The sequence below is a fragment of the Halopseudomonas laoshanensis genome (genome assembly GCF_008365385.1).
GTDB classification, from domain to species: domain Bacteria; phylum Pseudomonadota; class Gammaproteobacteria; order Pseudomonadales; family Pseudomonadaceae; genus Halopseudomonas; species Halopseudomonas laoshanensis.
Genome location: NZ_QOVF01000008.1, coordinates 53,361 through 79,699 on the forward strand (window position 1 = coordinate 53,361; position 26,339 = coordinate 79,699).

Genomic DNA, 26,339 nt, shown 5'->3' on the forward strand with positions numbered 1-26,339 from the left:
CTGCCTTTCGTGCTTATACGGCGGCGCAAATAGTCAATCACTACAAAATGTGGAATTACGGCTGACGGCCGGGCTGGGAAGTCCTCAGCCGTCGCCTAAAAGTGGCGCCGGTCTGGCGCACTAGGTCAAACGAAATGGTGTTCTGCAATCAGCCATGGCGTATCAACAACCAGCCGCCGCGCAGTTCTCTCACCAAGAATCTCTATGGCCACTTCAAGGCCAGGTTGCATATCCGGTGGTCGGTGCACCAGGTTGTGCGCATCGCTGGCTAAAATGGTCACCACGCCTTGCTTGATCAGGTCCAAAGCCAGATCTTGTGCAGGTTCACCAAATGAACCGGCCACCGACCCGGCGGTCAGCTGCAACAAGCAGCCCTGCTGGATGAAAGGTCGCAATCGCGCGGGCTGCTGCATAAAGCCTTTATTGCGTTCCGGGTGCACGATCATGGGCATGACCCCTCGGCTCAACAGCCAACGCGTCATCTGCTCGGCACCGAACGGAATACTGCCGTGCGGAAACTCCAGAAGCATGACTCTGCGGCCCTTCCAGCGCCCCACGAAGGGAATGCTGCCTTCGCTGATCATGCTCATCAGTTCGCTGCCGAAACGCACTTCAGCGGCGTAACTGACCCGAACTTTGATGCCGGCCTCTGCAATCGCCGCGGCAAATTGGCGGCAGACATTGCGGATATTGGCTGCGCTGTTGTCGTAACGTCCGGGATGGATATGCGGCGTACAGACCATGTGAGTAATGCCGCTAGACTCGGCAGTTCTGGCCATTTCCAGTGCCGTCTGCATGTCCTCTGGGCCATCATCGATGCCCGGTAACAAGTGACAGTGCAGATCAATCATGGTGTTTGCTCAGATAGCAATCCGGCAATCGCAGGGTAGCTAATCAAGCCTTCCCAGCGCTGTAGCCGTAGTGGTCGACGTAGCCGCTGTAATCACCTTTCTTCGCGGCTTTCTTCACGTCTACCTGATTCAGCACTACGCCGACGATGGAGGCACCGCTTTGCAGCAATTGACCCACGCCACGCTGAGCCATGGGGATGGAGGTGCTCTCGGACTTGATCACGTAGACCACCGATGTGGCCAGTGTGGAGGTCAGAATCGGGTCGCTGACAGCCTGCGTTGGCGGTGAGTCAATGATGATGTGATCGTAATGTTCCTTGGCTTTCTCCAGCAGCTCTGCAAAGCGCGGGGAGGCCAGCAATTCCAGTGGGTTGGGTGGCACCGCACCGGCGGTCATCATGTCCAGATTTTCAGACACCTTCTGGATGCAGTCCTGAGCCTTGGCGGTACCGGAAATCAGGTTCGCCAACCCCGGAGTACCAACGGGAAAGTCGAAGTTGCGCGCCAGAGTCGGGCGGCGCAAGTCAGCATCAATCAGCAGTACTGTTTTCAACTGACTAAGAGAGAACGCCAGGTTCGACGCCAGCGCGCTCTTGCCCTCGCCAGGTACCGAAGAGGTGATCACCATGACTTTCTGTGAGCGCGTCATATCGGCGAGCATGACCCCGGTACGAATGGTTCTTACCGCTTCGCAGAACTGGTGCTCTTCGTTTCTCTCGAACAGATGATGCATATGCTTCTGATGCTTTTTAGCCATCAGCGGCATGATGCCCAGCACGGGGAGGTTCAATTGACCCTCGACATCTTCGGTGCCCTTGAAGGTGTTGTTGAGGACCTCGGAAATCAGGGCAATCACGACTCCGGCAATCAGCGACAGCACTACTGCGATAATCAGCAGCAGTTTCTTGTTCGGAGCGGCGGGCTCCGCCGGCGGGATGGCCCGATCGACAATGCGCGCATTGGTGCTGGCCAGATCCTGGGTGGCAGTGGTTTCCTGCAGGCGAGTCATGAAGGTTTCATAGAGGGCGCGGTTGCTCTCTACATCACGGGTCAACTCCCGAACCTTGAACTCCTTGCCGGAAATGTCCTGAATCTGTTCCTTGTTCTGATTGAACGAGGCACGCAAGGAGTTCTCGTTGGCCAGCGCCAATTGATAATTGCGTTCAATGCCCGCAACCACCTGCTCAACCTGACTGCGCAGGCTGGCCGTGGCGGCGTTCAGATCCGAGCGCGCTGACTGCATGGCCGGGAAGCGTTCACCGTAGCGGCCTGACAGTTCATCAACCTTGGCTTGGGCGCGAGCCTGCTCGGCTTTGAATTGCTGAATCAGTGGATGCCCCAGCACTGCGGGCACACTGGCCATACGCTCCCAGCCCTGGGAACTCATGGATTGCACCTGGCGATACTGACTCTCCGCTTCGGCGCGTTGACTGCGAGCATCGATCATTCGGTCGCCGATCATGCCCAACTCATTGGTGCTGATGGTAGCGACGCCGTCGATGTCTACCAGACCTTCCTGTTCGCGATACGCCTGCAGGCGATTCTCTGCCTCTTTGAGGCTGCCGCGTAACTCGTCAAGACGGCTGTTCATCCAGGTGGTCGCTTTGACCGACATGTCCATCTGCGCCTCGAGCTGACTCTCGATGTAACTGTCTGCAATGGCATTGGCTGCCAGCGCGGCAGTGAACCGATCGGTCATGTCAAAGGCGATCCTTACCAGTTGGCTCTTGCCCTCGACACTCACGGAGGTGCGCTCCATGAATCGGCTAGTGGCGAAATCCAGGATCTCTTCTTCGGTAAGGATTTGTTCAATCGAGTCGGGATCTTCCCCGAAAACAGCAATTTTGGCGCGATTGATCAGTGGCTTGATATTAATCAACGGTTGCGGCTGTTGGCGCGGATCAAAGGTCGGGTGCTGGGTCAGGTTGAGCTTCTCTACTACCCTTTCCGCAACGTCACGGCTGGTAATCAAACCCAGCTGTGTCTGCATGTACTCACCGAGTAGCCCGGTAGAGTCGTAAACCTGCTGGAAGGCTACCAACTGATTGCCCTTCGCCTCGATCATCACTGTAGTGCTGGCGCGGTAGACCGGCTGCACCTGCGACAAAGCCAGCGCCGCTAGCAAGGTCACCAAAGCCACCAGCGCAAAGATGCTCCACTTTGCCGACCAGATGGCATGCCATTTCTTTTTCAAGTCGATAAAGTCCGCATCATCATCTGATGGGGCCAGCGGATACCATTGTTTTTCCGGGCGAAGGGGGCTGTTCATGCTTAGAAGAATCCCTGGTCGATAGTAATGGTGTCGCCTGGCTTGACGATGGTATCCAGAGCGGCTTTTTCAATAGTTCGGCTTTCGTCACCACCACGGATCACCGTGATTCGTCGCTTAGATGCTCGTTCAGTCAGGCCACCCGCCAGCGCAATGGCACGATCGAGAGTCAGGCCTGGCTGAAATGGGTACCCGCCGGGGTCATTCACTTCGCCACTGATGTAGAACTCGCGATAGTTGATGACACTGACGGAGACACGCGGGTCGACGATATAGCCGTCCTGCAGCCCTTTGACGATCATGTCCTCGATTTCCCGAGGCGTTTTGTCCAGCGCATTAACCTCGCCAATAAAGGGGTATGAAAAGGTGCCTGCATCGTTCAAGCGGATTTCCTCGAAGCTCAGATCGGGCTCGCCATAAACGTTGATACGGACCACATCGCCAGAGCTGAGGCGATATTGGGTTTCCGCCTGCGCCTGAAAGGCGAAACCAAGCAGTAGTACGACGGCTAACTTCAAAATGTGCATAGGCATAAAAGTTCTCTCCACGACTGCGCAACAGCTCTGCAGCGATATCGTCCTGGTTTATTAGAGTGGGCCGATGATCATCGGCCTTGGGGTAGTGGTTTACAGACTGAGTTCGACTATCAGCAGGTACAGGTTGCGTTTGTAGTCGTTGTCAGCGCTGGTCGAGTCGTTGTCGACCCTGCGATAGCCGAGTTTGAAATCAGCCCAACGATCGTATGAATACACCACAGCAGCGCCGAACGCGGTCCGGTCATCTTCTCTGTCGATCGCCTTGTACTCGCGATCAAGAATCTGATATTCCAGCTCGGTAGAAATCCAGGGGCTCCAGGTGTGATCCCAGCTGAGCAGCGTGTTTATGTCCTGCACGGTGCTGGCGCCATCATCGCCTTCATCGAAGGCGCGGCGGGTGGTAATACCGAAGGTGGAATAGGTGCGCGGGTTCCAGGTCAAGCCAACGTCCCACATGGGGCTGGTGTAATCCGTGCGACTGGAATCGTCGAAATTCTTTTTCTCGGCACCAACCCTCAATGTACCGGTTGTCTTCGCAGTGGCCTCCCAGGTGCCGCCGACCAGGGCCGCCGTATTGACGCTGCTACGGTTATTCAGGTCAGTGGTGTAGTCATGATCGGTGTAGCGCAGTTCCCCAAGTGTGCGGGTTTTTGGGGATATACGGTGATACCAGGTGGTGGTCAACCCCGCGGTGTCACGTTCCTGGTCATCATTGATGCCGCCACTGTTCTGGAAGCGGCGCTGCTCGTAACGACCCAAAAGGTCGATCTGATTGCGCGCGGTCACTGCGCCGAAGGTGTAACCCAGCTCGCCATTGGCTAACGAGTATTTATCGTTGACGCCATCAAGCGTGGTATCAGTCGTTTCTTCAATTCGGTGGTAGCCCAGCCCCGCTCTGAGGCGGTGCCGTGAGGTAAATTCCAGGATGCTTTTCAATGTCAGGTGATGATTTGTATGGCTCGCGTCTGACTCGGAATGGTAGGTCTCGCGGGTTGCGCGATACTCCAACTGATGGCCGGTCTTGCTCCCCTCTGCGGTGAGCTGGAAGCTAGGCTCCAGTGTGGTCACCCAGGAAGAGATTTCGTTCTCGTCATCCCCACGAAGATTATCATCGTAACGCTCACCCAACAGCAGGGTCGGCGTGAAGTCAAAACCTGCTAGATCGATGCTCTGCGGCTCCACTGCAAGCGCATGAGCCGAAAGGGTGCCAGCAAGCATAGCCATGGTCAGTGTGGTTGTTCTCATAGAAATGAAGTCCTTGTCGAAAGATACAGCTGCAGTGAAAGGAAGAGGGCCTTGTTGCGACCCACCCCGGTATCTAAGGCGCTGACTTTGATGACAAATATGCTGCACTAGCGTGAGCTGCCAGCCCTCATCCGTCTCCTATCCGAGACCTGATGGACCTCGGGACGGATGCACGAAAGCAATGATGTCCGAAACGTCAGCGATTCTTTTCTGTTTTAAGCTTTTGGAGAACGACCACGACATTCAGCCAGGTGGTGGGCATCTATTAAACGGGGTGTGTGGGAGATCCTGTGCACAGATCTGATCCGTTTCTCATCGTTGCGTATCAGTTTGGTGCGCCACATCTGACAATCATTCACCCACGCTACCGCCCAAGACATGCTCCTGATGGGCAACTACTAGATAGATGTTGTGGTAGGCAGCACTAAATACATCAACAGAGGCTTACAGCGATCAGAAGGTTAATTCATCTGTGTGAATCTAACGTGACCAAAGCAATAAGCATGCCGTGTCGGGAGGCTACAAGCGTTGTGAAATCTCTTCATACAATCTCACCGCATCGGACCTGCGTGCCTCAAAATAGTTCACCCTCGAAACAGTTGCGTCCTAAAAAGGCAGAAATCAGGTCGAGATATGCTTGAGCGGCACCTTGATCAATTGCTGCCGATTCAACACATTCAACAACAACATCACCCGCTGTTCGCCATCCATTGACACGAATACGGCATCCAGCTCCGCGTACGGTCCCACTTTGACGTGGATGCGGTCGCCGGGATTCAGCGCCTGAGTGTTCTGAGCCGCGGCGCAACGTTCGCGCAAATGGACAATGATGTCATCGCTGACTCGGCAAGGCGTGCCGCAGAACGCCACAATTCGGGTTACGCCCCGGGTGGATTGCAAAGAAGTCCAGCTATCTTCGGCCTTAACACGTACAAAGATATAGCCGGGAAAAAGTGGCTGAGCTTTTTGCTGAATGGAGCCGCGTTTCAGGGTTTGCATCTGGATGCTGGGATTGAAGCACTCGAACCCTTGCCGGGTCAGGTGCTCACACGCGCGGGTATCTTGCCGGGGTTTGCACTGCAACAGGTACCAAGCGATTTCGGGCAATTCCATTTGCTTGCTCATAAGCCCTCCTGGCTCAGTGGTTTCCGGTCGCGCTGTAATTCCATCGAGCCCAATAGTGACAACTCATAATTTGCAATAATAAAGCCCACTTTCATCATTGTATCCAGCGTTTCGACGATCGGCGTGATCAAAGAGAAATATATGATCGGCTTTTTATAGCGAAGCCCTATTCCCATTGGGCTGCAGCCATCCTATGGTTTTCTCAAGCTGGTGTACTTCTGGCCATATTTAGTCGATCAGTTAGCTATATTTGGACCGCCGTACCAGCCAGTTGTTCATCGCTTGATCAATTAGTCCTGTAATAAGCTCTCCGCGTAATTACGCCTCATACTTATTGAGAATTTCCCTGATGGGGTAAAACTGGGCATGCTGGTGCTCTGTTGGCTTTCCTGCCAAGAACAAGGTATGAATTTCTATGATTATCTCTTCGCCTAATGACTATCGCGCTGCCGCCAAAAGCCGGTTACCGCGCTTCCTGTTCGACTATATCGATGGCGGTGCGAACGATGAGCATACTCTGCGTCGCAACGTGTCGGACCTTGCAGATGTGGCGCTGCGTCAGCGGGTGCTGAAAAATGTTGAAGGCGTCAACCTTGAGACTCAGTTGTTTGATGAAACGCTGACCATGCCAGTGGCCCTGGCACCGGTAGGGCTGACCGGTATGTTCGCCCGGCGTGGTGAAGTGCAAGCTGCCCGCGCGGCGGCGGCCAAGGGCATTCCCTTCACGCTGTCTACGGTATCAGTCTGCCCTATCGCTGAGGTCGCCTCGGCGATCAATCGACCCATGTGGTTCCAGCTTTATGTGCTCAAGGACCGCGGCTTTATGAAGCATGCGCTGGAGCAGGCCAAGGCCGCGGGCGTCAAGACGCTGGTCTTTACGGTGGACATGCCTACTCCCGGCTCTCGATATCGTGATGCGCATTCGGGCATGAGCGGTCAGTATTCCGCCATGCGACGCATGTTTCAGGCGGCCATGCACCCTCGCTGGGCCTGGGATGTGGGTCTGCACGGTAAGCCCCACGATCTGGGCAATATCTCCCTGTACCGCGAAAGCCCCACGGCGTTGGCCGATTATATTGGCTGGCTCGGCGCCAACTTCGATCCGTCCATTTCCTGGAAAGATCTGCAGTGGATTCGCGATTTCTGGGAAGGTCCGATGATTATCAAGGGCATCCTCGATGCCGAAGACGCCAGAGAAGCGGTTCGCTTCGGCGCAGACGGCATTGTCGTCTCCAACCACGGCGGTCGCCAGCTCGATGGGGTACTCTCAAGCACTCGGGCACTACCGCCCATAGCAGACGCAGTTAAAGGTCAGATCAAGATCCTGGTCGACTCCGGCATTCGCACCGGACTCGATGTCGTGCGGATGATGGCCTTGGGCGCCGATTTCACCTTGCTCGGTCGCCCGTTCATTTACGCGCTGGCAACGGCTGGGGAGAGCGGGGTGGCCAACCTGCTGAACCTGATTGAAAAGGAAATGAAGGTCGCCATGGTGCTGACTGGCGCCAAATCGATCTCAGGTATTACTGAGGAGATGCTGGTCAGAACGGCGCGGGAGCAGGGCGCTTACGCGGCGGGAGAGTGATATCGGCCAGTAGCCTGGGGTCAAATCTCAGGCAGAAAAAAGGCGTCCAAGGACGCCTTTTTTGATTTGGTGGAGCCGGGGGGATTTGAACCCCCGTCCGCCAGTCCTCCGCTATCGGTTCTACATGCTTAGCCAGCTCTACTGAGTTAACTCCTCACCGCCCGAGTGGCAGGGTGTTTGGAGCGAGTTACGTAATGTTTAGCCGCTTCGTCCGTAACATACTAGGCGACGATTCTGTTCTATATGACAATCATTTCGAGTTTACAGACATCCTCTAATGATTGCTGGAGCCGAAGCTACCAGAAGTGCGACTAGGCTGCTTACGCAGCTAGTTGGGCACCGTAATTGTCATCATTGGCAATTATATAGGTTTGCAACAGTTTATTTACGAGTTCTGTTACCAACTCGGCATGCCCCTCCAGTTTTGTAACCGTCGTCGAATCCAAATCGGCCCCAAAACCATCATGGTCTTTTCTTACAGATGCAATTGTACTGCAAAGGTTCCCTGGTTGATAGGCCAGCGCTAGGTACGGCGCTGATCTGCAGGCAAAAAAAGCCCCGCAGAACGGGGCAGAAATTCTTGCTTGCTTGGCCTCACGCCGGATTGGTGGAACTGACCAGTCCGGTATGAATGATTTGACTTGAGGCTGTTGCAAAAGTTCACCGGCCGGGTGAAAAAATTCGAACGGCGAGCACGACGCTGTTAACGGCTGTTATCGCGCACCACGCGCTGTTTCTCACGTGCCCAGTCGCGTTCTTTCTCGACCTGACGCTTGTCGAAGTCTTTTTTACCGCGCACTAGGGCGATCTCGCATTTGACGAGGTGGTTTTTCCAATACAGGGCTAATGGGACGCAGCTGAAACCTTTCTGCTGTACGCCTGTAATTAGCTTGTCCAGCTCGCGCGCGTTGAGCAGCAGCTTGCGCGTGCGCGTCGGGTCGGCGATGACGTGGGTGCTGGCCGTCTTCAGGGGGGTGATATGGCCGCCGAGCAGGAAGGCTTCGCCGTCCTTGAGAAGGATATAGCTGTCGACCAGTTGCGCCTTACCGGCACGCAGACTTTTCACTTCCCAGCCAGTCAGCATAACGCCGGCCTCAAAGCGGTCTTCGACAAAATATTCGTGTTTGGCCTTCTTGTTCAGCGCGATGGTGCCGCTGTTGGCCTGGGGTTTCTTTTGATTGCTCATAGGCGGCGCATTATAGGGCCTACCACGGCGTTCGGCTATACGGGCCTTGTTACCCCTGATCAAAATCTGGACAATGCCCCTCTTTTTCGCTAGCGGGCGGTAACTCTGCATGGCCAACGAGCGCACTTCCATTCACGGCATCTGGACCAGCCGGTGGGTCTTTATTCTGGCGGCGACCGGTTCGGCCGTTGGCCTGGGGAATATCTGGAAGTTTCCCTATATGGCAGGCGTGTACGGTGGCGGGGCGTTCGTGCTGGTTTACCTGTTGTGTATTGCATTGGTCGGGCTGCCGATCATGCTGGCGGAGACGGTGCTGGGCCGGCGCGGACGGCAGAGCCCGGTCAATACGCTGCGGAGTTTGGCAGTGCAGGCAGGCGCCTCGGCGCGGTGGTCTTGGGCGGCGATCATGGGTATGGTCGCGGCGCTGCTGATATTGTCCTTTTACAGTGTGGTCGCTGGTTGGTCACTGGATTACATCATCGGCATGGGCCGCGGTGAATTTGTAGGTATTGACGGCGACAGTGCTGGCGCGCGTTTTGGCAGCCTGACGGCCGACCCATGGCGTCTGACCCTATGGCACAGTCTGTTCATGCTGGTTACCGGGGTGATCATCGCCCGCGGCGTCGTGGCGGGACTGGAAAAGAGTTTGCGCATCATGATGCCGATGCTGTTTGTGCTGCTGATCATTCTGCTCGGCTACAGCATGACCACCGGGCATTTCATGCAGGGCCTGACCTTTCTGTTTCATTTTGATCTCGCCGAAGTGCCGGACGGCATTCTCGCAGCCATGGGGCACGCGTTTTTTACCCTGAGTGTCGGCGTGGGATCGATCATGGTGTTCGGCTCTTATATGCCGAAGAATTCATCCATAGGCGGCACCGTAATGACGGTAGCGCTGCTGGATACCGTGGTTGCACTGACAGCAGGCATGGCGCTGTTTCCCATCGTATTTGCTGCCGGCCTGGAGCCCAGTGCCGGCCCGGGATTGATGTTTGTCACGCTGCCGATTGCCTTCGGCAATATCGCCATGGGCCAGGTGTTCGGGCTAATGTTTTTCGTGCTGGTCGCGGTAGCGGCCTGGAGCTCGGCGATTTCCATGCTTGAGCCTGCGGTCGCGTACTGGGTTGAGCGGACCGGGCGCACGCGGACACAGATCACGGCACTGATCGCATTGATCTGCTGGGTCGTGGGGCTGGGCACCGTGCTGTCATTCAATGTATTGGCAGACGCACGCTTCTTTGTCAGCGATGACTCCGGCTGGCGGCTATTTGTATGGGGCGCCGATGGCGGGAAAACGCTGTTTGAAAGCATTGATTATCTGACCAGCCGCATCATGCTGCCGCTGGGCGGGCTGCTCTTTGCGCTGTTCGCCGGCTGGGTGATCGGGCGAGACGTATTTCGAGCCGAGCTGGCGCTGCGCCATCCGCGGCTGTTTCCAGTGGTATATTGGCTGCTACGCTATGTGGCCCCGACAGGGGTGTTGATTGTGTTTGTGACTGAACTGTTCAAATAAAGAGGCTTGAATAACCGGCTATGACCCATATCCAGCGCTCGGCGTTGCTGCCGTATCCGGCTCAACGCCTGTTTGATCTCGTCAATCGGGTGGAGCGGTACCCCGAGTTCCTGCCCTGGTGTGCCAAGGCGGAGATTCTCAGCGAAACCGACACCCAGATGCGTGCGCGCCTGACGGTGGCCAAGGCCGGATTAACCCAGTCGTTCACCACCAATAACACCTTGGTCCCTGGTCAGCGTATCGAGCTGCGGCTGGAAGACGGCCCGTTCAGTGATCTGCACGGTGTGTGGGAGTTTAAGGCGCTGGGTGAGAACGCCTGCAAGATCAGTCTGGATCTGCACTTCAGTTATGCCGGCCCGGTGGTCAAGGCGACGCTGGGACCGCTGTTCAATCAGGCCGCCAATAATATGGTCGAAGCTTTTTGTCAGCGTGCGAAGGAGCTATACGGCAATGGATAAAACGCTGGTGGTAGAAGTAGCCTACGCGCTGCCGCACAAGCAGAAGATTCTCAGCCTGACCGTGCCGGAGGGCACCACGGCGCTGCAGGCGGTGCAGCAATCGGGTATCCAGAACCATTTTCCAGAGCTCGATCTTGACGCAAGCGCCATGGGAATTTTTGGCAAAGGGATACCCAAGCCGGCAGAGCGGATTTTGCTGTCAGGTGAGCGAGTGGAAATTTATCGTCCGCTGATTGCCGATCCGAAAGAGGTTCGTAAGCAGAGGGCAGCTAAAGCCAAGGCAGCGAAGGATGAAGCTGAGGAAGGCTAGGGCTGTCAGCAGACAGCCCGGGCGGTATTACTCTTCACCGGTGCCCAGCGGAGCACCCAGATCTACGGGGTAGGTTTCCAGTACTTCAGGCTCTTCCTCTTGGCCAGCGCCCATGATCCGTTCATCGCGGCTGGCGCCGGGAACGAAATCGCCGGACAAGCCAACCAGCAGATCGTTTTCAAAGTTCAGGCTGATGCGCTCTTGCGTGCGCTCCTGGTGACCCGCCTGCATGCTGTAGATATAATCCCAGCGATTCGGATGGAAGGTATCTTCTACCAGGGGCGTGCCCATGATGAAGCGCACCTGACGGGTAGTCATGCCGGGGCGCAGTTGGTCAACCATCTCCTGGGTGACCACGTTGCCCTGTTGGACATCGATCTTGTAAACGCCGGGAAAGCTGCAGCCGGCGAGGCCCAGAACGGAGAGACACAACAGGATACATAGGATTCGGTATAAGCTATTTGGCATCGCGTGGTAACATCCACTATCGTGAAATGGCTGAATGGCCCTGAATCATACCCGACAGATCCCGCCCTGCGAAGCGCTGAACGAGAAACTGACATGGTTGAGAATCAAGAACTCCGGAAAGCTGGCCTTAAGGTCACCCTGCCACGCGTCAAGATTTTGCAGATGCTGGACCACTCACCTGAGCGCCATATGAGCGCGGAAGACGTATACAAAGCCCTGATGGAAGCGGGTGAAGACGTCGGCCTGGCCACGGTTTACCGCGTCCTGACGCAGTTTGAGTCGGCCGGCTTGGTCGTGCGCCACAATTTCGATGGCGGCCACGCCGTGTTTGAGTTGGCCGATGGCGAGCATCACGATCATATGGTCTGCGTTGACACCGGTGAGGTAATCGAATTCTTCGATGCCGAGATCGAGCGTCGCCAGCGCGAAATCGTCAAGGAGCACGGTTTCGAAATGGTTGATCACAATCTGGTGCTGTATGTGAAGAAAAAGGGCGCCTAAGCACCCTTTTCGTGTTCCAGCTATACCGCCGAGAGTAGCTTGCGCGCGTGCGCGAGCGACTCGTCGGTCAGATCGATACCTCCCAACATCCGCGCAACTTCGTGTACCCGACCATCCTTGTCCAGGTTGTCGATGCGAGTACTTGTCGACTCTTTGCCTTGCTCTTTGCGTACGAACAGATGCTGATGCCCTTGCGCCGCTACCTGTGGCAAGTGAGTCACCGTCAACACCTGGCCGTGGCCGCCAAGTTGGCGTAGCAGGTTGCCGACGATCTCCGCGGTTGGTCCGCCGATGCCCACATCCACTTCATCGAATACCAACGTGGGCACCCGTGAGGTCTGCGCGGTAGATACCTGGATGCCCAGGCTGATCCGCGACAGTTCACCGCCGGAGGCCACTTTGGCCAGCGGTTTGGCTGGTTGGCCGGGGTTGGCGCTGACCAGCAGTTCGACGCTTTCCCGGCCGTGCGGCAGGCAGCTATGCGCTTCGTGGGTATTGAGCTGGACCTTGACCTGGCCGCCGGGCATACCCAATTGTTGAATCTCCCGCGTCACCGCCTCTTCCAGCTTGGTGGCGCCAGCCTGACGCTTGCCACTCAGCTCGTCTGCCAATTGCCGGTAGTGTTCGCGGTAGGCTTCCAGCTCCTCCGCCAGGCGCTCGGCATCAGCGTCCTGCTGCTGCATGCTTTCCAGTTCATCGATCAGTTGCTGCTGCAGTACGGGTAGTTGATCCGGATTGACCTTGTGCTTGCGCGCCAGGTCGTAAATGGCGCCCAGACGCTCTTCAACCTGTTGTTGGCGCTCGGGGTCGGCCTCGAAATGATCCAGATAACGCGTCAGCTCACCCACTGCCTCTTCAATCTGAATCTGCGCGCTGGCCAGCATGCCGTCGGCTTCTTCCAGGCTGTGATGGCTGCTGCGAAATGCCGCCAGCCGCTGCTGGCTGATGGTCAGCGCATGCAGCACGCTGCCGCTATCGTTCTCGCTGCACAGGTTGATCACATGCTGGCAGGACTGCATGATCTGCTCGGCGTTGGCCAACTGGCGTTGATCGTTTTCCAGCTCGTCCAGCTCGCCTTCCTGCAGGCTCAGGTTGTCCAGTTCCTCCAGTTGATAGGTCAGCAGTTGCAGGCGCGAAGTCTGCTCATTACCTTTTTCGCTGGCCTGTTTCAGTGCCTGTTCGGTCTGCTTGCAGCGCTGCGCGGCCAGTTGCACCTGGCGGGCGAGGTCGGTACTGCCGGTGTAATCGTCCAGCAGGCGGCGATGGGTGTCGGGCTTGAGCAGTGACTGGTGTTCATGCTGGCTGTGAATGTCGATGAGCATTTCGCCCAGCGCTTTCAGATCCTGCTGCGGGCAGGGGCTGCCATTAATATAGCCACGCGAGCGACCCTCGGCGGTAATCACCCGACGCAAAATCACCTGCTGGTCCGCGCTGTTCAGGTCGCGTTCATCCAGCCAGGCCTGGGCTTCAGGGATCTGACTGATATCAAAGGTGGCGAGAATATCCGCCTTGTCGGTACCCGGACGCACGGCACCGCTGTCGGCGCGGTCGCCCAGAGTCAGTGCCAGAGCATCCAGCATGATCGACTTGCCAGCGCCGGTTTCCCCGGTGATGACCGTCATACCGCTGCTTAGCTCCAGTTCCAGGTGATCGACGATGGCGTAATTGTTCACCGCAAGATGTACCAGCATGGCCGCGCTCCCGTTTTCAGTCTGGTTATTTATACAGTAGTTTGGCTTTTGTTCACAAGAGCCCGGAATTTGCGATTTTTCTGAACTCTGGTTTTTCCAACCCTTGAAGCCTGATTTAAAGACCCCATATAAGGTGCAGACATTGATCAACAGGGCGGCATGCCGCCTGATTGCTAGAACAGGAGACACAGATGGCAGACGAACAGAGACAGGATCCGGCCACCGATGAGTTGGCTGAAGATGCGTTGGACACCGTGGTAACTGACGATCTGGCAGCGCAGGTTGCCAGCCTCGAAGAGCAGTTGGCGGCCGCGCAGGATCAAGCTCTGCGGGCAGCTGCCGATGTGCAGAACGCCCGCCGCCGCGCGGAGCAGGAAGTGGAAAAGGCGCACAAGTTTGCCCTTGAGCGTTTCGCCAATGAGCTGCTGCCGGTGGTTGACAGCCTTGAGCGCGGCATGGAGTTGTCCGATGCCAGCGACCCGGCAATCAAACCCATGCGCGATGGCATGGATCTGACCCTGAAGCTGTTTGCCGAAACCCTAGCGCGCTTCCAGATCGTTCCGGTCGAGCCGCATGGCGAGCCCTTCAATCCGGAACTGCATCAGGCGATGGCCATGGAGGAACGCGATAGCGTCGAACCCAATACCGTTATTCGCGTATTCCAAAAGGGCTACACCATAAATGGTCGTCTGTTGCGCCCGGCCATGGTCGTGGTCAGCAAGACCCCGACAGACAAGCCGGCGTCTCCATCGATTGATGAGCAGGCTTGAAATAAATTCCACTGCCCCCATTAAGGGTGCATGAACAGACTAACCCGTGCCGCCGGTTATCCGCGGCAAGTTTAATCGGAGAATAGATATGGGCAAGATTATCGGTATCGACCTGGGGACTACCAACTCCTGCGTTGCAATCATGGAAAATGGCGTTGCCAAAGTCATCGAGAACGCTGAGGGCGCTCGCACCACTCCTTCGATCGTGGCCTACACCGGCGACGGCGAAACGCTGGTCGGCCAGTCCGCCAAGCGTCAATCGGTGACCAACCCGCAGAACACCTTGAACGCGGTCAAGCGTCTGATCGGCCGTCGTTTCGAAGAAGAAGTGGTCCAGAAAGATATCAAGCTTGTCCCTTACAAGATCGTCAAGGCTGACAATGGTGATGCCTGGGTCGAAGTGAAGGGCGAGAAAATGGCACCTCCGCAGATTTCTGCCGAAGTGCTGAAGAAGATGAAGAAGACTGCCGAGGATTACCTGGGCGAAGCCGTAACTGAAGCGGTTATCACCGTACCGGCCTACTTTAACGACAGCCAGCGTCAGGCGACCAAAGACGCCGGCCGTATCGCTGGTCTGGACGTCAAGCGGATCATCAACGAGCCGACTGCTGCCGCGCTGGCCTACGGCATGGATAAATCTCGTGGCGACTCCACCATCGTCGTTTACGACCTGGGTGGCGGTACCTTCGACGTATCCGTGATCGAAATTGCCGAAGTTGATGGCGAGCACCAGTTTGAAGTGTTGGCCACCAACGGTGACACCTTCCTGGGTGGCGAAGATTTCGACATGCGTCTGATCGATTACCTGGCAGACGAATTCAAGAAAGAAAATGGCATTGACCTGCACACCGATCCGTTGGCATTGCAGCGTCTGAAAGAGGCGGCGGAGAAGGCCAAGATCGAGCTGTCTTCCAGCAGCCAGACTGACGTCAACCTGCCGTACATTACTGCCGACTCCACAGGTCCCAAGCACCTGCAGGTCAAGGTCACCCGTGCCAAGCTGGAGTCGCTGGTTGAAGAGCTGATCAAGCGCAGTATCGAGCCTTGCCGCGTAGCCATGAAAGACGCTGGTCTGGACGTGTCCGAGATCAACGAAGTGATTCTGGTTGGTGGTCAGACGCGTATGCCGCTGGTGCAGAAGACCGTTGCTGACTTCTTCGGCAAAGAGCCACGCAAAGACGTTAACCCCGATGAAGCAGTCGCCGTTGGCGCAGCGATTCAGGGTGCGGTACTCGCCGGTGACGTAAAAGACGTGTTGCTGCTCGACGTATCGCCGCTGTCTTTGGGTATCGAAACCATGGGCGGCGTGATGACCACGCTGATCGAGAAGAACACCACCATCCCGACCAAGAAGTCGCAGGTGTTCTCCACTGCTGACGACAACCAGACCGCCGTGACCATTCACGTGCTGCAAGGTGAGCGTAAGCAGGCCGGGCAGAACAAGTCGCTGGGTCGTTTCGATCTGGCCGATATTCCGCCAGCCCCACGCGGTGTGCCGCAGGTTGAAGTGAGCTTTGACATCGACGCCAACGGTATCCTTAACGTGTCTGCGAAAGACAAGGCAACCGGCAAGCAACAGTCGATCATCATCAAGGCCTCTTCCGGTCTGAGCGATGAAGAAATCGACAACATGGTTCGTGATGCCGAAGCCAACGCCGAGGAAGATCGCAAGTTCGAAGAGCTGGTAACCACCCGTAACCAGGCAGATCAGCTGGTCCACGCTACCCGCAAGACCTTGACTGAAGCTGGCGACAAGGCCACCGAGGAAGAGAAAACCGCAATCGAGACCGCTTTGGCGAATCTGGAAGCGGCGATCAAAACCGACGACAAGGCCGACATCGAAGCCAAGATCACGGCGCTGTCTGAAGCATCCGGTCCGCTGGTGCAGAAGATGTACGCCGAGCAGGCGCAGCCAGGCCAAGGTGGTCCGGATGCCCAGGCTGATGGTCAGCAGGAAGCGGGCGACGACGTTGTCGATGCCGAGTTCGAAGAGGTCAAGGACAACAAGTAAGCTCCTGACTCATCGGCAGTTGCAGGCGCGCTGATGCGCCTGTAACCGACCATTACCAGGCAACGCGGGAGCTATTCCCGCGTTGCCGTTTGTGTAACAGGGGCAGGCAAGCGTCCCGGTAAAGGAAATCTGAACGATGGCCAAGCGTGATTTTTATGAGGTGCTGGGTGTCGAGCGCGGCGCTAGCGAGGCGGAGCTGAAAAAAGCCTACCGTCGTCTGGCAATGAAGTATCACCCGGACCGTAACCCGGATGACGAAAGCGCGATCGAGAAGTTCAAGGAGGCTAACGAGGCCTACGAAGTACTGACCGACGCCCAGAAACGCGCAGCCTACGACCAATACGGACATGCCGGGGTTGACCCGAATATGGGCGGCGGCGCCGGTGGTGCCGGATTCGGTGGTGGCAATTTCTCGGATATTTTCGGTGATGTATTCGGCGATATCTTTGGTGGCGGCGGCGGTGGGCGCGGCGGCCGTTCCAGTGTGCAGCGCGGCAGTGATCTGCGTTATACCCTGGAGCTGGATCTGGAAGAGGCGGTGCGTGGCACCACCGTGACCATTCGCGTGCCGACGCTGGCCGAGTGCGGTACCTGCGACGGTTCCGGTGCCAAGAAGGGCACCACACCAGTGACCTGTACCACCTGTGGTGGCCACGGTCAGGTACGTATGCAGCAGGGTTTCTTCTCCGTGCAGCAGACCTGTCCGCGCTGCCACGGTACAGGCAAGATGATCACCGATCCCTGCAATACCTGCCACGGCCATGGCCGGGTGGAAGAGCAGAAGACCCTGTCGGTCAAAGTACCGGCCGGTGTGGATACCGGGGACCGCATTCGTCTGGCCGGCGAAGGTGAGGCGGGTGTGCACGGTGGTCCTGCAGGCGATCTTTACGTTGTAGTCTCGGTGCGTGAGCACAAGATATTCCAGCGCGATGGCAAGAACCTGTTCTGTGAAGTGCCGATCAGCTTTGCTGATGCCGCGCTGGGTGGCGAGCTGGAAGTGCCCACGCTGGATGGCCGGGTCAAATTGAAGATTCCGGATGGCGCTCAGACCGGCAAGCTGTTCCGCTTGCGTGGCAAAGGTGTAACGCCCGTGCGCGGTGGTTCTGCGGGCGACCTGTTGTGCAAGGTCGTAGTGGAGACGCCGGTCAATCTGACCAAGCGTCAGCGCGAGCTGATTCAGGAGCTGCGTGAAACGCTGCAGGAAGAGGGTTCCAATCAGTCGCCGCGAGCCGAGAGCTGGTTTGACGGGGTGAAGAACTTCTTTGAAGACATGAAATTCTGAGCGGAGTCAGCATGAGAAGAATAGCCGTGATTGGCGCCGCCGGGCGCATGGGCAAAACGCTGATTGAGGCGGTAAGCCAGACTCCCGGCGCTCAGCTGACCGCCGCCATCGAGCGACCGGAGAGCTCTCTGGTCGGGGCCGATGCTGGCGAGTTGGCCGGTATCGGGCGCAATGGCATCAAGGTCAGAGGTAGCCTGCGTGAGGTGCTCGACGATTTTGATGTGTTGATCGATTTTACCCATCCGACCACTACGCTGGTCAACTTGGCGCTTTGTCGCGCGGCCGGCAAAGCGCTGGTCATCGGCACTACCGGCTTCAGTGATGACGAAAAGCGCTTGCTGCTCGATGCGGGTCAGGATGTGCCGATTGTCTTCGCGCCGAACTTCAGTGTTGGCGTAAACCTGTGCCTTAAACTGCTGGATATGGCAGCTCGGGTGATGGGTGATGACGCTGATATCGAAATCATTGAAGCGCACCACCGGCACAAAGTTGATGCGCCATCAGGTACCGCGTTGCGCATGGGCGAGGTTGTAGCTGATGCGCTAGGTCGTGATCTGAGCAAGGTGGCGGTATATGGTCGCGAAGGTCAGACCGGCGCCCGCGAGCGCGATACCATTGGCTTTGCCACGGTGCGAGCGGGGGATGTGGTTGGTGATCACACGGTATTGTTCGCCACCGAAGGCGAGCGCGTGGAAATCACCCATAAAGCCTCCAGCCGCATGACCTTTGCCAAGGGCGCCGTGCGCTCTGCGCTATGGCTGGATGCGCGCGCTCCCGGGCTGTATGACATGCAGGATGTGCTGTCGCTGAAGGATTAAGCGGGCGGTAAGTGTCATCTGCAAAACAAAAAGGGCGGCGAGCCAGAGGTTCGCCGCCCTTTTTTATGGCTGTTGTTCAGGCGCCGCTGCGTGCCACGTCGCGAGCCATGTTGTTCAGCGTTTGCACGTTGCGCTGTAGATAGAAGGCGGCAATCGTCGGCACCCAGTCTGATAACGGATTCTTCAGTCGAGGCTGGATAAATTCATATTGCTTGTCCAGGCGCGAGAAGGTTTCGCTCTGATCCGGATAGATCCCTTTGAGTTCGGCGGAACGAGCCAGAATGCTGGCATCAAGAATATCGAACAGGCCTTCCTGGTTTTCCAGGAAATACACCCCCACCGAACTGAACATGTTGTTCTGGTACAGCATCAGGATCTGGCTGGTTTCCAGGCTCTGCTTGTGCAGTGCCAGCAAATCCTCGGGCATATCCGCAGCTGCTGCTTCATAGGCGCTGGCAGCGGCGGCGTCGAAGGCGCCATGGGCCTGCATGATCCGGTTCACTGTAGCCAGATTGTAGTGGGCTTCTTCATCTCCGAGGGCTTCCAGTTCGCGAATCAACAGTTGGAAGTTGGCAAATGGAGTGGTCAATTCAGAGGGGTTGCCTAGTTGCTGCAACAGCTGGCTCATGGTCGCGAGTGCGCGGTTGTACTCTTCGCGGTTGCCCGGTTCGCGGACGCGTTCGAACAGATTATTGTCAATCAACAGGTAGGTGCCCGCCGTATAGCCTTCGCTGCGCAGCTCGTGCAGTGTTTGCAGTCGCTGTACGTCGGCGTAAGCCATGGGTGCCAAGCATAGCAATATCAGCACTAGGAAGCGTTTCAGGTGCAATACCATGATCTAGTCCCCGAATCCTTTTTTGTTTTTGTGTGCTGACGTCTATCAGGCCAACTCCTGTGCCGGCTATGCCGGTACGGGATCGGGTCGGATCTTGCCAGCTTCCGTATTCCAGCGGCTGTTTTATCACAAATGTCTCGGCATATGAAACATAGTGGCATTTGTGTTGTCGTGGGTGGCACTCGCTCGTCTGTTTGTACAGGTCATTCGGTGTGGATATTTGCCTGTCGAGCCGTTACAATTGCGAGCTAATCTGTCTATTCAGCGCGCATCTGACAATGCCTTGCAGCGGGATGAAGTGTTAAGCACCTCATTCCCGCTTTTGTGCAGCCCGCGTTTGGTAAAATCTGTCAGTCCTATCGGAGGTTTTCTTGTCCAAGCCAGCCATTCTCGCCCTTGCCGACGGAAGCATCTTCCGTGGTGAGGCCATCGGCGCCGACGGTTCCAGTGTCGGTGAGGTCGTTTTCAATACGGCCATGACCGGTTATCAGGAGATCCTCACCGATCCGTCCTACGCCCGCCAAATCGTTACGCTGACCTACCCGCACATTGGTAACACCGGCATCACGCCGGAAGATGCCGAGTCTGATCGTGTGCAGGCCGCTGGTCTGGTAATCCGCGATCTGCCGCTGCTGGCCAGCAGCTGGCGCAGCAAACAGCCGCTGGACGCCTACCTGCGCGACAACAATGTTGTCGCGATTGCCGGCATTGATACGCGCCGCCTGACGCGCATTCTGCGCGAGAAAGGCTCGCAGAATGGCTGCATCCTCGCCGGTGACAACATCACCGATGAGCAGGCGCTTGAGCTGGCGCGCAGCTTCCCCGGTCTCAAGGGCATGGATCTGGCCAAGGAGGTCAGCGTCAAGCAGAGCTACCAGTGGCGTTCCAGCGTTTGGGATCTGGCGACTGACAGCCACCCGGAAATCGCTGATGCGGATTTGCCCTATCACGTGGTCGCCTTCGACTACGGCGTCAAGTTCAACATCCTGCGCATGCTGGTCGCGCGCGGCTGCCGCCTGACCGTAGTACCGGCGCAGACGCCGGCCTCTGAAGTGCTGGCGATGGAGCCCGATGGCGTGTTCCTGGCCAACGGCCCGGGTGATCCGGAGCCTTGCGATTACGCCATCCAGGCGATTCGCGAAGTGCTGGAAACCGAGATTCCGGTCTTTGGTATCTGCCTGGGCCACCAGCTGTTGGCACTGGCCTCTGGCGCCAAAACGGTGAAGATGGGCCACGGCCACCACGGCGCCAACCACCCGGTGCAGGATCTGGATACTGGCGTGGTGATGATCACCAGCCAGAACCACGGCTTTGCGGTGGACGAAGCGTCGCTGCCGGAGAATCTGCGGATCACGCACAAATCGCTGTTTGACGGCACATTGCAGGGTATCGAGCGTACCGACAAAGCGGCCTTCAGCTTCCAGGGTCACCCGGAAGCGAGCCCCGGCCCGCACGATGTCGAGCCGCTGTTTGACCGTTTCATCGAGGCCATGGCGAAAAGCCGCTGAGCCGCCGGTACACCCAAGGATTTGTAGACGACTATGCCAAAACGTACAGACATTAAAAGTATTCTGATCCTCGGCGCCGGCCCTATCGTGATTGGCCAGGCCTGCGAGTTCGACTACTCCGGTGCCCAGGCTTGCAAGGCGCTGAAGGAAGAGGGGTTCCGCGTTATTCTGGTTAACTCCAACCCGGCCACGATCATGACCGATCCGTCCATGGCCGATGCGACCTATATCGAGCCGATCAAATGGCAGACGGTCGAGAAGATCATCGCCAAGGAGCGTCCCGATGCCGTACTGCCGACCATGGGTGGGCAGACCGCGCTGAACTGTGCGCTGGACCTGGAAAAGCACGGCGTACTGGAAAAATACAACGTCGAAATGATCGGCGCCAATGCTGACACCATCGACAAGGCCGAAGACCGTTCGCGCTTCGACAAGGCGATGAAGTCCATCGGCCTGGCCTGTCCGGTATCGGGCATCGCCCATGACATGCAAGAGGCCTACAAGGTTCTCGATCAGGTCGGCTTCCCGTGCATCATTCGCCCCTCGTTTACCATGGGTGGCACTGGTGGCGGCATCGCGTACAACCGCGAAGAGTTTGAAGAGATCTGTAACCGTGGTCTGGATCTGTCGCCAACCAAGGAACTGCTGATCGACGAATCGCTGATCGGTTGGAAAGAGTACGAGATGGAAGTGGTCCGCGACAAAAAGGACAACTGCATCATCGTCTGCTCGATCGAGAACTTCGATCCCATGGGTGTGCACACCGGTGACTCCATCACCGTAGCGCCAGCCCAGACGCTGACCGACAAGGAATACCAGATCATGCGTAACGCCTCATTGGCGGTATTGCGTGAAATCGGTGTGGAAACCGGTGGCTCCAACGTCCAGTTCGGTATCAATCCGGTCGACGGCCGCATGGTTGTGATCGAGATGAACCCGCGGGTGTCGCGTTCTTCTGCGCTAGCTTCCAAGGCTACTGGCTTCCCGATCGCCAAGATCGCCGCCAAGCTGGCGGTGGGTTATACCCTGGACGAACTGCAGAACGATATCACCGGTGGCCGCACGCCAGCGTCCTTCGAGCCGTCGATCGATTACGTGGTGACCAAGATCCCGCGTTTCGCCTTCGAGAAATTCCCCAGCGCCGACGCGCGTCTGACCACGCAGATGAAATCGGTAGGCGAGGTCATGGCCATCGGCCGGACCTTCCAGGAATCCCTGCAAAAAGCCCTGCGCGGTCTGGAAGTCGGCGTCAGCGGCCTGGATCCCAAGCTGGATATGGCGGCGACCGATGCCAAGACTGATCTAACCCGCGAGCTGACCGTGCCCGGCGCCGATCGTATCTGGTACGTCGCCGATGCCTTCCGTTTCGGCATGAGCATGGAGCAGATCTTTGATCTGACCAAGATCGATCCCTGGTTCTTGGTGCAGATTGAAGACCTGATCAAGGACGAAGAGCGCATCAAGACTCTGGGTCTGGTTGATGTTGACCGCGACCTGATGTTCCGTCTCAAGCGCAAGGGCTTCTCGGATATCCGTCTGGCGGATCTGCTCAGTGTCAGTGAAAAGACCCTGCGCAGCCTGCGGCACAAGCTCAAGGTCTACCCGGTGTACAAGCGGGTGGATACCTGCGCCGCCGAATTCGCCACCGACACGGCCTATATGTACTCGACCTATGAGGAAGAGTGCGAAGCCAACCCCAGCAGCCGTGACAAGATCATGGTGCTGGGCGGTGGTCCAAACCGTATTGGCCAGGGTATCGAGTTCGATTACTGCTGCGTACACGCGGCATTGGCCATGCGCGAAGACGGTTACGAGACCATCATGGTCAACTGCAACCCGGAAACCGTCTCCACCGATTACGACACCTCTGACCGTCTGTACTTCGAACCGGTGACCCTGGAAGACGTGCTGGAAATCGTCCGCGTCGAACAGCCCAAGGGTGTGATCGTGCAGTACGGCGGCCAGACTCCGCTGAAGCTGGCACGTGCGCTGGAAGAAGCCGGTGTGCCGATTATCGGTACCAGTCCGGAGGCCATTGACCGCGCGGAAGACCGTGAGCGCTTCCAGCAGATGGTTGAGCGCCTGAACTTGCGTCAGCCGCCGAACGCGACTGTGCGCAGTGAAGAGGAAGCGATCCGCGCTGCCGGCAAGATCGGTTACCCACTGGTGGTACGCCCGTCCTACGTACTGGGCGGCCGGGCGATGGAAATCGTCTACCAGGAAGAAGAGCTCAAGCGCTACCTGCGCGACGCGGTGAAAGTCTCCAATGACAGCCCAGTGCTGCTGGATCACTTCCTCAACTGCGCCATTGAAGTGGATATCGACGCTGTTTGCGACGGTACTGATGTGGTTATCGGCGCGATCATGCAGCATATCGAACAGGCTGGTGTGCACTCCGGTGATTCCGCCTGCTCGCTGCCGCCGTACTCACTGCCGGCCAATATTCAGGACGAGATCCGCGATCAGGTCGCCAGAATGGCGCTGGAGCTGGGTGTGGTCGGTTTGATGAACGTGCAGATGGCAGTGCAGGGCGAGACCGTCTATATCATCGAGGTTAACCCACGCGCGTCACGTACCGTACCCTTTGTCTCCAAGTGCATTGGCCAGTCACTGGCCAAGATCGCTGCGCGAGTCATGGCCGGCAAGACGCTCAAGGAAGTTGGCTTTACCCAGGAAGTGGTGCCGACCTACTACAGCGTCAAGGAGGCAGTATTCCCGTTCGCCAAATTCCCTGGCGTCGACCCGATCCTGGGGCCAGAAATGAAATCCACCGGTGAGGTCATGGGTGTGGGCGACAGCTTCGCCGAGGCCTTCGCCAAGGCCATGGTCGGCGCCGGTGAAACGCTGCCAAATGGCGGCTGCGCCTTTATCAGTGTGCGTGAAGACGACAAGCCCTATGTGGTCGACGTCGCCCGTGCGCTGATCGATCTGGGTTTTGAAGTGGTCGCCACCAGCGGCACGGCCAAAGTGATTGAGGCAGCCAACCTCAAGGTGCGCCGCGTCAACAAGGTCACCGAAGGGCGTCCGCATATTGTCGACATGATCAAGAATGACGAGATCAGCCTGGTGATCAATACCACCGAAGGTCGACAGTCCATGGCGGACTCCTACTCCATTCGTCGCAATGCATTGCAGCACAAGGTCACCTCCACCACTACGTTGGCGGGTGGCGAGGCTATCTGCATGGCATTGAAATTCGGTCCGGAAAAAACGGTTCGCCGTCTCCAGGACCTGCACGCAGGAATCTGATTATGAAATATCCAATGACCAAGCAGGGCGCAGAAGCCCTGGAAGCCGAACTCAAGCATCTGAAAAGCGTGATGCGCCCGCAGATTACCCAGGCTATCGCCGAAGCGCGCGAGCTGGGTGACCTGAAGGAAAACGCTGAATACCATGCCGCGCGTGAACAGCAGGGCATGGTTGAAGCACGCATTCGTGATATCGAAGGTCGTCTGGGCAATGCCCAGGTGATTGACGTGGCTACCTTGCCGCGCACCGGCAAGGTGTTCTTCGGCACCACAGTTGAGATCGTTAATGTCGATACCGAAGAGTCGGTCAGTTATCAGATCGTCGGTGACGACGAGGCCGACATCAAAATCAACAAGATCTCCGTCAGCTCGCCGATCGCCCGTGCGTTGATCGGCAAGGAAGAGGGCGATATCGTCGCCGTGAAAACCCCGGGTGGCGTGGTCGAGTACGAGATCGTCGAGGTTGCGCACAAGTGAGCAACTCGCTTACGCCGACGCCACCAGCTTCCGGGCTGCGTGGCGGGCGTATTGCCTGGCAACTGACGCTAACCCTGTGGGTTGGTGGCGTGTGGATGCTGCATTTCGTGCTGTTGCCGGCACTCCAGCAGTTCGGCCTGGCGCCGCTACTGATCGACGAGCTGGCCAATTATATGCGGCCATTGATGATGGGCTTCGCCGGCGTATGTGCTGCATTGCAGTTACTGGTCGTGTGGGCAGCGTTGGGGCAGGGCGTGGGGCAAGGTATGGCGCGGGATCTGCGTGCGCAACTTCTGGCGCTGGTCATTCTGGGAGTGGCGGGCTTCTTTGCAGTCGCGGTTATGCCCAATGGCGCCTATCTGCAGTTATTCGCCTATCTGGTGGTGGCTTTTGCCGGACTGATTCTGGTGCTGCAGCCGCGCCCGGATGAAACCGGGCGCTAGGTCGCTCACATATCCTTGAAGCGGGTCAGGTTCGACAGATTGGGGTTGGCCTTCTTGTTCTTGCGCAGCAAAATGACCATCTTGCCGATCACCTGCACCAATTCGGCACCACTGGCCTTGCAAACCTGCTCTACCAAGGCATTCTTGGTGTCACGGTCAGCCACGCTGATACGGATCTTGATCAATTCATGATCATCCAGCGCGCGATTCAGCTCAGACAATACGCCTTCGCTGGCGCCCTGATCGCTGACGATGACCACCGGCTTGAGGTGATGGCCAATACGTTTGTAGTCTTTCTTCTGAGCTGAGCTGAGGGTCATAATGATCTGTATGCTTACCGGTATGAAAATGAAGTAGTCAATGTCGTGCCTGCCAGTCTGGCAGTGCGGACCACAGTTTAACAGGCGGCGCGTTCCGCTGCATGGGGTATTCCGTGGCACAATCGAAGACCAGCAAAGGCTGGTTGAAAGAACATTTCGACGATCCCTTTGTCAAACAGGCACAGAAGGATGGTTACCGCTCCCGGGCGAGCTACAAGTTGCTGGAAATTCAGGAAAAGGACCGCCTGCTCAGGCCTGGCATGACCGTGCTGGACCTGGGCTCGGCGCCCGGTGGCTGGTCGCAGGTGGCCAGTCGGCTGATTGGCGAGAAGGGCACTATCATCGCCTCGGACATCCTGATGATGGACAGTATTCCGGATGTCACCTTTATTCAGGGTGATTTTACCGAAGACAGCGTATTTGAAGCGATTCTCGCTGCGATCGATAATCAGCCGGTAGACCTTGTTATTTCCGATATGGCCCCCAACATGAGTGGTACACCGGAAATAGATCAGCCCGGGGCAATCTACCTTTGTGAGCTGGCGCTGGATATGGCCGAGAAGGTGCTCAAGCCGGGTGGTGACTTCCTCATCAAGGTGTTTCACGGTGAAGGTTTTGACGCTTACCATAAGCTGGCACGCAGCCGCTTCGACAAGATGGTCACGCGCAAGCCTGACGCATCCCGCGGCCGCTCCCGCGAAACCTACTTGCTGGGCAAGGGTTTCAAGGGCGATACGAATTGATCGGGCCTCGCTAATCCGGGGTTCGGCGACATAGTGCGTTACATTGGTTTCACTGCAGCGCCGAGTGAATCTGGTGTAAGGTAATGAGAGTTTTATTAGACTCAGCTAGGCCTGAGCTGCATGGGCAGTCAGGCAAGAGGGTAGCG

At 57.2% G+C, this 26,339-nt stretch carries 24 protein-coding genes and 1 other RNA gene; 14 read left to right on the forward strand and 11 right to left on the reverse strand.

Translation table 11 applies throughout. The features are described 5' to 3' along the window. Nucleotides 1–125 precede the first annotated feature (125 nt). From DT594_RS17130 to rfaH, 5 genes are all read right to left on the reverse strand, one after another. The gene (locus DT594_RS17130; protein WP_149334178.1) at nt 126–851 is read right to left on the reverse strand and encodes a tyrosine-protein phosphatase; all 726 of its coding nucleotides are present in this window, start codon (nt 849–851) and stop codon (nt 126–128) included. 43 nt (nt 852–894) lie between these two features. Next, complete coding sequence (locus DT594_RS17135) at nt 895–3,120, reverse strand: GumC family protein (RefSeq protein WP_149334180.1); 2,226 nt, start codon at nt 3,118–3,120, stop codon at nt 895–897. Nucleotides 3,121–3,122: 2 nt separating this feature from the next. Next, nucleotides 3,123–3,653 carry a polysaccharide biosynthesis/export family protein gene (locus DT594_RS17140; protein WP_149334182.1) on the reverse strand — a complete coding sequence of 177 codons (531 nt, stop codon included), beginning with the start codon at nt 3,651–3,653 and terminating at the stop codon, nt 3,123–3,125. Nucleotides 3,654–3,746: 93 nt separating this feature from the next. Continuing rightward, entirely contained in the window at nt 3,747–4,901 is a 1,155-nt protein-coding gene (locus tag DT594_RS17145) for an outer membrane beta-barrel protein (RefSeq protein WP_149334184.1), read from the reverse strand. A 621-nt stretch (nt 4,902–5,522) separates the two neighbouring features. Then, nucleotides 5,523–6,026, reverse strand: a complete 504-nt coding sequence (gene rfaH / locus DT594_RS17150; RefSeq protein WP_178091570.1) for a transcription/translation regulatory transformer protein RfaH — start codon at nt 6,024–6,026, stop codon at nt 5,523–5,525. Nucleotides 6,027–6,441: 415 nt separating this feature from the next. Between rfaH and lldD the strand changes: the two genes are divergently transcribed. Beyond that, complete coding sequence (gene lldD, locus DT594_RS17155) at nt 6,442–7,611, forward strand: FMN-dependent L-lactate dehydrogenase LldD (RefSeq protein WP_149334185.1); 1,170 nt, start codon at nt 6,442–6,444, stop codon at nt 7,609–7,611. A 67-nt stretch (nt 7,612–7,678) separates the two neighbouring features. Here lldD and ssrA read toward each other — a convergent pair. Both ssrA and smpB read right to left on the reverse strand, forming a co-directional pair. Beyond that, nucleotides 7,679–8,066: a transfer-messenger RNA gene (gene ssrA / locus DT594_RS17160) on the reverse strand. 248 nt (nt 8,067–8,314) lie between these two features. Continuing rightward, nucleotides 8,315–8,797, reverse strand: coding sequence for an SsrA-binding protein SmpB (smpB, locus tag DT594_RS17165; protein WP_096344984.1), 483 nt, complete (start codon nt 8,795–8,797; stop codon nt 8,315–8,317). Nucleotides 8,798–8,906: 109 nt separating this feature from the next. Between smpB and DT594_RS17170 the strand changes: the two genes are divergently transcribed. The 3 genes from DT594_RS17170 to DT594_RS17180 are packed head-to-tail and all read left to right on the forward strand — an operon-like array spanning nt 8,907 to nt 11,078. Beyond that, nucleotides 8,907–10,310 carry a sodium-dependent transporter gene (locus DT594_RS17170; protein ID WP_149334187.1) on the forward strand — a complete coding sequence of 468 codons (1,404 nt, stop codon included), beginning with the start codon at nt 8,907–8,909 and terminating at the stop codon, nt 10,308–10,310. Between the two features lie 20 nt (nt 10,311–10,330). Beyond that, complete coding sequence (locus tag DT594_RS17175; protein ID WP_096344982.1) at nt 10,331–10,768, forward strand: type II toxin-antitoxin system RatA family toxin; 438 nt, start codon at nt 10,331–10,333, stop codon at nt 10,766–10,768. Then, complete coding sequence (locus DT594_RS17180) at nt 10,761–11,078, forward strand: RnfH family protein (protein WP_149334189.1); 318 nt, start codon at nt 10,761–10,763, stop codon at nt 11,076–11,078. Before DT594_RS17175 ends, DT594_RS17180 begins: the two co-directional genes overlap by 8 nt. A 27-nt stretch (nt 11,079–11,105) precedes the next feature. Here the strand turns inward: DT594_RS17180 and DT594_RS17185 are convergent, their stop codons facing one another. After that, entirely contained in the window at nt 11,106–11,546 is a 441-nt protein-coding gene (locus DT594_RS17185) for an outer membrane protein assembly factor BamE (protein ID WP_149334191.1), read from the reverse strand. Between the two features lie 93 nt (nt 11,547–11,639). Here DT594_RS17185 and fur point away from each other — a divergent pair, with 93 nt between their 5' ends. Next, nucleotides 11,640–12,047 (forward strand): ferric iron uptake transcriptional regulator, encoded by a 408-nt coding sequence (fur, locus tag DT594_RS17190; protein WP_149334193.1) that lies wholly within the window; start codon nt 11,640–11,642, stop codon nt 12,045–12,047. A gap of 20 nt (nt 12,048–12,067) precedes the next feature. Here the strand turns inward: fur and recN are convergent, their stop codons facing one another. Continuing rightward, nucleotides 12,068–13,738 (reverse strand): DNA repair protein RecN, encoded by a 1,671-nt coding sequence (gene recN / locus DT594_RS17195; RefSeq protein ID WP_096344978.1) that lies wholly within the window; start codon nt 13,736–13,738, stop codon nt 12,068–12,070. 191 nt (nt 13,739–13,929) lie between these two features. On the opposite strand from recN, the gene grpE reads away from it, so the two are divergent. The 4 genes from grpE to dapB all read left to right on the forward strand — a co-directional run bounded on the left by grpE (nt 13,930) and on the right by dapB (nt 18,619). Continuing rightward, on the forward strand, nt 13,930–14,508 hold the full coding sequence (gene grpE, locus DT594_RS17200; RefSeq protein WP_096344977.1) for a nucleotide exchange factor GrpE: 579 nt from the start codon (nt 13,930–13,932) through the stop codon (nt 14,506–14,508). Nucleotides 14,509–14,596: 88 nt separating this feature from the next. Next, nucleotides 14,597–16,519, forward strand: a complete 1,923-nt coding sequence (gene dnaK / locus DT594_RS17205) for a molecular chaperone DnaK (RefSeq protein ID WP_096344976.1) — start codon at nt 14,597–14,599, stop codon at nt 16,517–16,519. Nucleotides 16,520–16,655: 136 nt separating this feature from the next. After that, nucleotides 16,656–17,801 (forward strand): molecular chaperone DnaJ, encoded by a 1,146-nt coding sequence (gene dnaJ / locus DT594_RS17210; RefSeq protein WP_096344975.1) that lies wholly within the window; start codon nt 16,656–16,658, stop codon nt 17,799–17,801. 11 nt (nt 17,802–17,812) lie between these two features. Further along, nucleotides 17,813–18,619: a 4-hydroxy-tetrahydrodipicolinate reductase gene (gene dapB, locus DT594_RS17215; protein WP_149334195.1), complete on the forward strand. Its 807-nt coding sequence runs from the start codon at nt 17,813–17,815 to the stop codon at nt 18,617–18,619. A gap of 76 nt (nt 18,620–18,695) precedes the next feature. Here dapB and DT594_RS17220 read toward each other — a convergent pair whose 3' ends face one another. Beyond that, entirely contained in the window at nt 18,696–19,454 is a 759-nt protein-coding gene (locus DT594_RS17220) for a hypothetical protein (protein WP_149334197.1), read from the reverse strand. Between the two features lie 371 nt (nt 19,455–19,825). On the opposite strand from DT594_RS17220, the gene carA reads away from it, so the two are divergent. From carA to DT594_RS17240, 4 genes are read left to right on the forward strand one after another with little or no spacing between them, the layout of a single operon-like run. Further along, nucleotides 19,826–20,962 carry a glutamine-hydrolyzing carbamoyl-phosphate synthase small subunit gene (carA, locus tag DT594_RS17225; protein ID WP_149334199.1) on the forward strand — a complete coding sequence of 379 codons (1,137 nt, stop codon included), beginning with the start codon at nt 19,826–19,828 and terminating at the stop codon, nt 20,960–20,962. Nucleotides 20,963–20,995: 33 nt separating this feature from the next. After that, complete coding sequence (gene carB / locus DT594_RS17230; RefSeq protein ID WP_149334200.1) at nt 20,996–24,211, forward strand: carbamoyl-phosphate synthase large subunit; 3,216 nt, start codon at nt 20,996–20,998, stop codon at nt 24,209–24,211. Next, a complete protein-coding gene (greA, locus tag DT594_RS17235; protein ID WP_149334202.1) occupies nt 24,211–24,687 on the forward strand; it encodes a transcription elongation factor GreA in 477 nt (158 codons plus the stop codon). Before carB ends, greA begins: the two co-directional genes overlap by 1 nt. Then, a complete protein-coding gene (locus DT594_RS17240; RefSeq protein ID WP_246164677.1) occupies nt 24,684–25,130 on the forward strand; it encodes a DUF4149 domain-containing protein in 447 nt (148 codons plus the stop codon). The genes greA and DT594_RS17240 overlap by 4 nt, the downstream gene beginning before the upstream one ends. Before the next feature lie 5 nt (nt 25,131–25,135). Here the strand turns inward: DT594_RS17240 and yhbY are convergent, their stop codons facing one another. Continuing rightward, nucleotides 25,136–25,450, reverse strand: a complete 315-nt coding sequence (gene yhbY, locus DT594_RS17245; RefSeq protein ID WP_149334204.1) for a ribosome assembly RNA-binding protein YhbY — start codon at nt 25,448–25,450, stop codon at nt 25,136–25,138. Between the two features lie 113 nt (nt 25,451–25,563). Between yhbY and rlmE the strand changes: the two genes are divergently transcribed. Further along, nucleotides 25,564–26,193 (forward strand): 23S rRNA (uridine(2552)-2'-O)-methyltransferase RlmE, encoded by a 630-nt coding sequence (gene rlmE, locus DT594_RS17250; protein WP_149334206.1) that lies wholly within the window; start codon nt 25,564–25,566, stop codon nt 26,191–26,193. Nucleotides 26,194–26,339 lie beyond the last annotated feature (146 nt).

Bases quoted from the DNA above. Each gene is read 5' to 3' on its own strand.
- yhbY (WP_149334204.1), bottom strand. From the start codon at position 25,450: ATGACCCTCAGCTCAGCTCAGAAGAAAGACTACAAACGTATTGGCCAT.
- DT594_RS17130 (WP_149334178.1), bottom strand. From the start codon at position 851: ATGATTGATCTGCACTGTCACTTGTTACCGGGCATCGATGATGGCCCA.
- DT594_RS17220 (WP_149334197.1), bottom strand. From the start codon at position 19,454: ATGGTATTGCACCTGAAACGCTTCCTAGTGCTGATATTGCTATGCTTG.
- recN (WP_096344978.1), bottom strand. From the start codon at position 13,738: ATGCTGGTACATCTTGCGGTGAACAATTACGCCATCGTCGATCACCTG.
- DT594_RS17140 (WP_149334182.1), bottom strand. From the start codon at position 3,653: ATGCCTATGCACATTTTGAAGTTAGCCGTCGTACTACTGCTTGGTTTC.
- DT594_RS17135 (WP_149334180.1), bottom strand. From the start codon at position 3,120: ATGAACAGCCCCCTTCGCCCGGAAAAACAATGGTATCCGCTGGCCCCA.
- DT594_RS17185 (WP_149334191.1), bottom strand. From the start codon at position 11,546: ATGCCAAATAGCTTATACCGAATCCTATGTATCCTGTTGTGTCTCTCC.
- smpB (WP_096344984.1), bottom strand. From the start codon at position 8,797: ATGAGCAATCAAAAGAAACCCCAGGCCAACAGCGGCACCATCGCGCTG.
- DT594_RS17180 (WP_149334189.1), top strand. From the start codon at position 10,761: ATGGATAAAACGCTGGTGGTAGAAGTAGCCTACGCGCTGCCGCACAAG.
- dnaJ (WP_096344975.1), top strand. From the start codon at position 16,656: ATGGCCAAGCGTGATTTTTATGAGGTGCTGGGTGTCGAGCGCGGCGCT.
- carB (WP_149334200.1), top strand. From the start codon at position 20,996: ATGCCAAAACGTACAGACATTAAAAGTATTCTGATCCTCGGCGCCGGC.
- DT594_RS17175 (WP_096344982.1), top strand. From the start codon at position 10,331: ATGACCCATATCCAGCGCTCGGCGTTGCTGCCGTATCCGGCTCAACGC.
- grpE (WP_096344977.1), top strand. From the start codon at position 13,930: ATGGCAGACGAACAGAGACAGGATCCGGCCACCGATGAGTTGGCTGAA.
- dapB (WP_149334195.1), top strand. From the start codon at position 17,813: ATGAGAAGAATAGCCGTGATTGGCGCCGCCGGGCGCATGGGCAAAACG.
- fur (WP_149334193.1), top strand. From the start codon at position 11,640: ATGGTTGAGAATCAAGAACTCCGGAAAGCTGGCCTTAAGGTCACCCTG.
- DT594_RS17170 (WP_149334187.1), top strand. From the start codon at position 8,907: ATGGCCAACGAGCGCACTTCCATTCACGGCATCTGGACCAGCCGGTGG.
- lldD (WP_149334185.1), top strand. From the start codon at position 6,442: ATGATTATCTCTTCGCCTAATGACTATCGCGCTGCCGCCAAAAGCCGG.
- DT594_RS17145 (WP_149334184.1), bottom strand. From the start codon at position 4,901: ATGAGAACAACCACACTGACCATGGCTATGCTTGCTGGCACCCTTTCG.
- rfaH (WP_178091570.1), bottom strand. From the start codon at position 6,026: ATGAGCAAGCAAATGGAATTGCCCGAAATCGCTTGGTACCTGTTGCAG.
- dnaK (WP_096344976.1), top strand. From the start codon at position 14,597: ATGGGCAAGATTATCGGTATCGACCTGGGGACTACCAACTCCTGCGTT.